At 63.9% G+C, this 6,846-nt stretch carries 4 protein-coding genes and 1 riboswitch; of the genes, 1 reads left to right on the top strand and 3 read right to left on the bottom strand.

Features of this window, described 5'->3' with window-relative positions:
- Positions 1 to 237 precede the first annotated feature (237 nt).
- A riboswitch (Lysine riboswitch) is annotated at positions 238 to 416 on the bottom strand.
- Positions 417 to 522: 106 nt separating this feature from the next.
- The 3 genes from H7U37_RS14030 to recJ are packed head-to-tail and all read right to left on the bottom strand — an operon-like array spanning position 523 to position 6,113.
- Positions 523 to 1,731: a carboxylate--amine ligase gene (locus H7U37_RS14030; protein ID WP_204876667.1), complete on the bottom strand. Its 1,209-nt coding sequence runs from the start codon at positions 1,729 to 1,731 to the stop codon at positions 523 to 525.
- A gap of 49 nt (positions 1,732 to 1,780) precedes the next feature.
- Positions 1,781 to 4,015, bottom strand: a complete 2,235-nt coding sequence (locus tag H7U37_RS14025; RefSeq protein ID WP_204876666.1) for a RelA/SpoT family protein — start codon at positions 4,013 to 4,015, stop codon at positions 1,781 to 1,783.
- A 28-nt stretch (positions 4,016 to 4,043) separates the two neighbouring features.
- Entirely contained in the window at positions 4,044 to 6,113 is a 2,070-nt protein-coding gene (recJ, locus tag H7U37_RS14020) for a single-stranded-DNA-specific exonuclease RecJ (RefSeq protein ID WP_204876665.1), read from the bottom strand.
- A gap of 148 nt (positions 6,114 to 6,261) precedes the next feature.
- Here recJ and H7U37_RS14015 point away from each other — a divergent pair, with 148 nt between their 5' ends.
- Entirely contained in the window at positions 6,262 to 6,582 is a 321-nt protein-coding gene (locus tag H7U37_RS14015) for a glycine zipper domain-containing protein (RefSeq protein WP_204876664.1), read from the top strand.
- The last annotated feature ends 264 nt before the right edge of the window (positions 6,583 to 6,846 follow it).

Here is a 6,846-nt window from a genome sequence, read left to right as displayed (position 1 = left end):
GGCGGTGGACGTGTTGGGGACGGTGGCGGTGCCGCTGGAGCAGGCGGTCAGGGTCAGGCCCAGCGCGGCGGCCAGGGCAAGGGAAAGCAGCTTTTTCATCAAAAGGTTCCTCCTAAAAAATCATTCTATTTCCTCACTGGCAAAGCCAAAAAAGAAAACCATGGCATCCCGTCAAACGGAACGCCATGGCGACGACTGCACATAAATCCGGCTCAAAGCCGAATTTTTGAGGGTTTGGTCGGCGATAGCGCTCCACACGGGGACGGGTGTGGCAGTCCGTGAAATATTTTCCCACGGCCCAGGTTCCCGGCTTTCAGGCAAAAGGCCGGTCCTTCGGCGGAAAGCCCTTTGGCCGGCGGGCTGCTCTGCCCCATGGTCGCCGGCTACTCTTGCGTTTCCGCGCCTCTATCCATCAAATTGGCTGTAATTCTATCATGTTTCTTTCAGAGTGTCAAGGCGGAGCGGAAAGATGGAAAAAACGGTCAAATCTTCTCCTCCGTTCCCGCCCCACGCTTTCCTCTTTCAGCAGGGCTTGGGGGTGGAGCTGGCGTAGCGCTGGTAGTAGCGCCACTGGTCCTTCAGAATGCGCAGCTTGTGGACCAGATTGCGGTCGGCCTTGTAGTAAAGGGGGTTGACCGCCGCGCCGGCCTTCATGAGGGCCCGCATCTCGTCGTGGTACTGCTCGGGGATGTAGCGGAAGGCCACCCCCTTGGGCACCACCCGCCAGAGGTGGCGGTTCTTGGTGACCGTCAGGCTGCCGGGCTTCCCCTCGATCCGGTCCTCCACCAGATACTTGGCCAGGTTGTGGCCCGCGCCGGTGACATAGTAATTGCTCCGGCCCTGACGGCAGTTGATCTCAAAAACCTTGTACTTGCCGTCCCGCCGGTCGTACTTCACGTCAAAATTGGAAAAGCCGGTGAATTGGATGTCCTCTAAAAAGGCCCGCAGCTTTTCGCACAGCTCCGGCTCGTGCTCGGTGATGATGACGGCGTGGTTGCCGATGCCGTGGCGGGTGTGCTCCTCCAGGAGCACATGGCCCAGGCACATGAGGCGCACCTTGCCGCTCCGGTCGGAGTAGTTGGTCACCACCCGCATGAAGCTGTCGTCCCCGGGGATAAAGTCCTGGATGATGAGGGAGTCCTCATAGCCGTTTTGGTAGATCTCGTCGATGACGGCGTCCACCTCCTCCCGGGTGTTGAGGACGTAGGCCTTTTTCTGGGTGGGGAAGGGGTGGTCCCAGTAGGTGGCGCTCTCCGCCGGCTTGACCACATAGGGGCCGGAGAAGGGCAGCTTAAAAGCGTGCCCCTCCCCCTTGTGGTAGACATAAGTCGCCGGGTGGTCGATGCCGTACCGGTCGCACAGCTCGTAAAAGCGCTCCTTGTGGATGAGGCCCTCCATCTGCTCCAGGGAGACGTAGGGGGCGACGACGTTTTCGGGGAAGGCGGGGAGGTTGCAGGCGATGGAGGTGAGGTAGTTGTCGCCGCAGCCCAGGACGATGACCTTCCGGTCGGCAAATTCCCGGGCCACCTTCTTCACGTTGGCAAGCACCACGTCGGGGGCGTCGTTGTTGGGGCACACCCGGTAGTCGATGATATCGCTCCCCTGGCAGGGTCCCGAGGGGAACATGCCGTAGGCCACGGTCTTGACGCCGTAGGCCTCGTGAAAGGCCCGGGCCATGCTGTATACATTGATGTCCGCCCCCAGCAGCAGGGGGACAAAACGGTTTTCCATATACTCGCTTCCTTGCTTTCCGCCCCGGCGGGGCGGGGTTATTTTGCCGTCAACCGGCGGTCCGCTTGACCTGGTAGACCCCCTGGACCTGGCTGAGCTTGTTGATGACGGCGGTCAGCTGTTCCTGGTCCTTGACCTCCATCACGATGAACACGGCGGCAAAGCCGTCGGGGAGGGAGCGGGCCTGGAGGTTGGTGACCTTGACCTTGTTGGCCGACAGGATGGTGGCGATGTCCAGGGTGAGGGCGTCCCGGTCCTTGGCGGAGATGTTCAGGGAGGTGGCGTAGGTGCCCTGCTCTCCCTCCAGCCAGGAGACCTTGATCCACCGGCCCTCCTCCTCCGGCTTGCGGCGGGCGGGATCGGCGTTGGGGCAGTCGGCCCGGTGGACCGACACGCCGAAGCCCCGGGTAATGAAGCCCACCACCGGGTCGCCGGGCACCGGGGTGCAGCACTTGGCGAATTTGATGAGGCAGTTGTCCACCCCTTCCACCACGATGCCCGACTCGGAGTGGCGCACCGGCTCCTTGGGGGCGGGCTCGTTGCGGGACTGGGCGGGGATGATGGCCTCGGCGCCGGCGGGCATGGCGCTGGCGATCTTGAGCCTGCTCTCCCGCTCCCGCTCAATGCGCCGCAGCTCGTCCTGGATGCGCACCACCGCTTTCTGGGCGGACATACCGCCGTAACCGATGGCGGCGTACAGCTCGTCCAGGGTGCCGAAGCGCACCTTTTTGAGCACAAAGGGCAGAATATCCTCGGCGGTGATGGCGGCCAGGGAGAGGCCCACATGCTTGAGCTCCGACTCGAACGCGGCCCGGCCGGTGGCGATGTTCTCCTCCCGGCGTTCCTTCTTGAACCACTGCCGGATCTTGTTGCGGGCCTCGTTGGATTTGCACAGCTTCATCCAGTCCCGGCTGGGGCCGTGGGCCGCTTTGGAGGTGATGACCTCCACAATGTCGCCGTTGGTGAGCTGGGTGTCAAAGGGTACCATGCGTCCGTTGACCTTGGCGCCCATCATGTGGTTGCCCACGGCGGAGTGGATGGAGTAGGCGAAGTCGATGGGGGTGGCCCCGGCGGGCAGGTTGATGATGTCGCCCCGGGGGGTAAAGACGAACACCTCGTCGGCAAAGAGGTCCACCCGCATGGAGCGCAAAAACTCCTCGGCATCGGTATCCTGCTGGGCCTCCAGCAGCTTGCGCACCCACTCGAAGGCCTCCTCGGTGCCCAGCTTCTGGTTGGCCATGCCCTGTTTGTACTTCCAGTGGGCGGCGATGCCGTATTCGGCGGTGTGGTGCATCTCCCAGGTACGGATCTGTACCTCAAAGGGAAGGCCCTCCCGGCCGATGACGGTGGTGTGGAGGGACTGATAGCCGTTGGGCTTGGGGGTGCCGATGTAGTCCTTAAAGCGGCCCAGCACCGGCTTGAAGAGGTCGTGGATCACGCCCAGCACGTTATAGCAGTCGGAAATATCGTCCACGATGACCCGGAAGGCATAGAGGTCAAAAATCTCGTCCAAAGTCTTGTTCTGGGCGTACATCTTCCGGTAAATGGAATAAACGTGCTTGACCCGGCCGTAGACGGTGGCGTGGGTGTTCTCCTCGGCCAGCCGGTCCTCGATGCGCTTGCGGATGGCGGACATGAACTCCTCGTGGGCGGCGGTACGGGCCTCCAGCTCGTCGGAGATCTCCTTATAGCCCACCGGGTCCAGATATTTGAGGGAGGTGTCCTCCAGCTCCCATTTGACCCGCTGCATGCCCAGACGATGGGCCAGGGGCGCGTAAATCTCCATGGTCTCCAGGGCCTTTTCCCGCTGCTTTTTGGGGGTCTGGTAGTTCATGGTGCGCATATTGTGCAGCCGGTCGCAGATCTTGACCAGAATGACCCGGATGTCCTTGGCCATGGCCATGAGCATCTTGCGCAGGTTCTCCATCTGCTCCTCTTCCTTGGAGACATACTGCACCCGGGTCAGCTTGGTGACGCCGTCCACCAGCTCGGCCACGGTCTTGCCAAAGAGCTTGGCGATGTCGTCGTAGGTGGTGTCGGTGTCCTCGATGGTATCGTGGAGGAGGGCCGCGATGATGGAGTCGGTGTCCAGCTCCAGTTCGGCGGCAATCTCCGCCACGGCCAGGGGATGTGTGATATAAGGGGAGCCGTCTTTGCGCAGCTGCCCCGAGTGGGCGTTGTCCGCGTAGGCGAAGGCGTCGTAGAGCCGTTTGGTATCCACGCCGGGATTATAGGCCTTCACCTTGTCTTCCAATGCCTGATAGCGTTCCAAAATCGGGTCCATGACATCACCGCTTTCTGATCCGTCCGCCTCAGGACCCCATCATTTGGCGCAGGCGGCGGAGGATTTGACTTTCATTGAGATCCACCTTGCCCTGTACGGCGTTAAAGACGATGTGCAGGGCGTCCGGCCGGCATTCCAGCCGGATGAGGCCCCGCTCGTCGAACACCTCCAGGCAGATCATGGCGCGGGGGAAGGGGGCGTGGTGGCCCCAGTCCCGGGAGAGGTTGCGGGTCAGACGGCGGGGGCTCTCCTCCACCACGCCGGGCCCGGCCCTCCCTTTGAGATAGCGCCAGAGGAGGACAAACTCCTCCCGGCTGGGCAGCAGAAGGGCCGCCTCCTTGGGGGTCAGGTCCTCCCCCCGCCGGAATTTTTCATAAATGGCCCGCTCCCGCTGTCCTCTGGTGAGGGCGGGGCGCAGGTCGGTGATCTGGAGCTGGACCGACCGCCAGCCCCGGTATTCGTTGATCTGGGGCGAAAAGGCCACCTCCACCCGGTCGCCGGCGGTAAGACCGCTTTCGGCGGCGGTGACGCCGAAAAAGATGGCGTCAAACTGCCGTCCGCCGCAGTTGAGGCGCAGCTTCAGGTGCCGTCCGCCCCCCACCTCGGCCAGGGTCACCACCGTGCATCCGGTGAGGCTGAACACCGGCCTGGGGTTGCCGGCGCCGTAGGGCTCCAGCAGGTCCAGGGCCTCCACCTGTTCCAGATTGAGCAGCTCCGTCTCGGTGATTTCGGCGTCCACCGTCAGGGTTGCCACCATATCGGTGCCGCCGGTCTGGCTGCGGACCTGCTGGTTGAGGCGGGCGCGGAATTCCGGGATCTTGTCGGCGTCGATGGTAAAGCCGGCGGCCAGGGCGTGTCCGCCGAAGCCCTCCAGCAGATCCTGGCAGGCTTCCAGGGCGGTAAAGAGGTTGAAGCCGCCGAAGGAGCGGCAGGAACCCTTTCCATGGCCGTCCTGGAGGCAGATCATAAAGGTGGGACAGGCGTATTTTTCCGCCAGCCGGGAGGCCACGATGCCCACTACCCCCTGATGCCAGCCGAGGCCGGCCAGTACCAGGGCCTGCCGTTCCTGGGGCGGGGTAGCGTCCACCAGGGCCACGCTCTGGGCAAAGATCTCGGCCTCGATGGCCTGCCGCTCCCGGTTGCGCTCACACAGGAGCTTGGCCAGCTCCTCGCCCCGGGCGCTGTCCCCGGTGAGGAGCAGCTCTGCGGCCACCTGGGCGCAGCCCATCCGCCCGGCGGCGTTGATGCGGGGGGCCAGGGTGTATCCGATGGCGGTGGAGGTGAGGGGCCGTTCTCCCAGCCCCGCCTCCCGCAGCAGGGCGGCCAGGCCGGGCCGTTTGGTGCGGCGCAGCGCCGCCAGTCCCAGCCGGACGATGGCCCGGTTCTCCCCGGTGAGGTGCATCACGTCGGCCACGGTGCCGATGGCCGCCAGATCGCAGTAGCGCTCCAGCAGCGCTTCCCGCCGGTCCGGTCCGCCCAGGGCCAGCACCAGCTTCAGGGCCACCCCCACCCCCGCCAGATGCTTGAAGGGATAGGGGCAGTCGCCCCGCCGGGGGTCCACCACCGCCAGCGCCCGGGGCAGCACCTCCTTGCACTCGTGGTGGTCGGTGATGACCACATCCACCCCCAGAGACGCGGCCAGCTGGGCCTCGGCCACGGCGGTGATCCCGCAGTCCACCGTAACGATAAGCCCCACCCCCTGGCTGTGGAGGGCTTCCACCGCCTCCCGGTTGAGGCCGTAGCCCTCCTCCAGCCGGTCGGGGATATAGGGGATGATCCGTCCCCCCTCCGACTGGAGGTAATGGGTGAGCAGGCAGGTGGCGGTAATGCCGTCCACGTCGTAGTCGCCATAGACGGCGATGGTCTCCCCGCCGTCCAGCGCCCGCCGGATACGGGCCACGGCCTTGTCCATATCCGCCAGGTCCATGGGCTCATGGAGGAGCTCCGGACCGCTGGCCAGGAAAGATCTGGCTTCCTCCGGGGTGGTGACGCCCCGGCCGGACAGCACCAGCGCGGCCAGAGCGGGAATCCCCGCCGCCTCCAGCGCCGCCCGGGCGGCGGGATGTCCCGCCGTACAGCTCCATTCCTGATATTTCACCTGGCTCACCCCCTTCCGTTCAAACTGAATAAAGTTTATTATAACAACCTTTTTCCTCCGTTACAAGAGAGAGACGCAAAGTTGACAAGGCAACTCCCACATGTTATCGTTAAACCACCGTGGCACAACCACAGCAGGAGGTACGCATATGGAGAACAATGACAGAGATCAGGTCCGCGGTGAGGAGACGGACCGCCCCCTCACCGACGCGGAGGTGGAGGCGCTGACCGCCGGCCTGAGCCAGGCCGAGATCGACGAGCTGGCCGCCGCGCACCGGAAGGCCGCCGGAGAGCCGGAGCCGCCCGCCGAAAAAAAGGCGGCGGGCAGCCACTGGTCCCTGGGCCTGGCCATCGGCCTTTGCCTGGGCGCTCTCATCGGCAAGCTGGCCTTTGACGATCTGGGGGGCGGCATGACCATCGGCGCCGTGCTGGGCATGGGCGTCGGTATGTATCTCAAGCGCAAGCCCTAAGAAAAATGGGAGACACCCTTCCCTTGGCCGGGATGGGGTGCCTCCCCTTTTTATGCGGCTCTTTTTCCTCCCTGTACCGTTGGAATTTTGTCCATGATAAACCACGCCCTCCGGCGAGGGCGTGGCAGTCTGTCGAAAAAGTGGAACGTGTTGCGGGAAACGTCAAAATGCCTGCATGGATGCGGGCGACCACAAGGGTCGCCCCTACAAGACGGGAGGGGATCGCACTCCCCCGCCGAGGGCGGCGGTGCCCACAAGAAAGAT

The organism is Pseudoflavonifractor phocaeensis (assembly GCF_016901735.1).
Lineage (GTDB): Bacteria > Bacillota > Clostridia > Oscillospirales > Oscillospiraceae > Pseudoflavonifractor_A.
The sequence above is the reverse complement of the archived record's forward strand: the minus strand, read 5'-3'. Positions and strand labels throughout refer to the sequence as shown.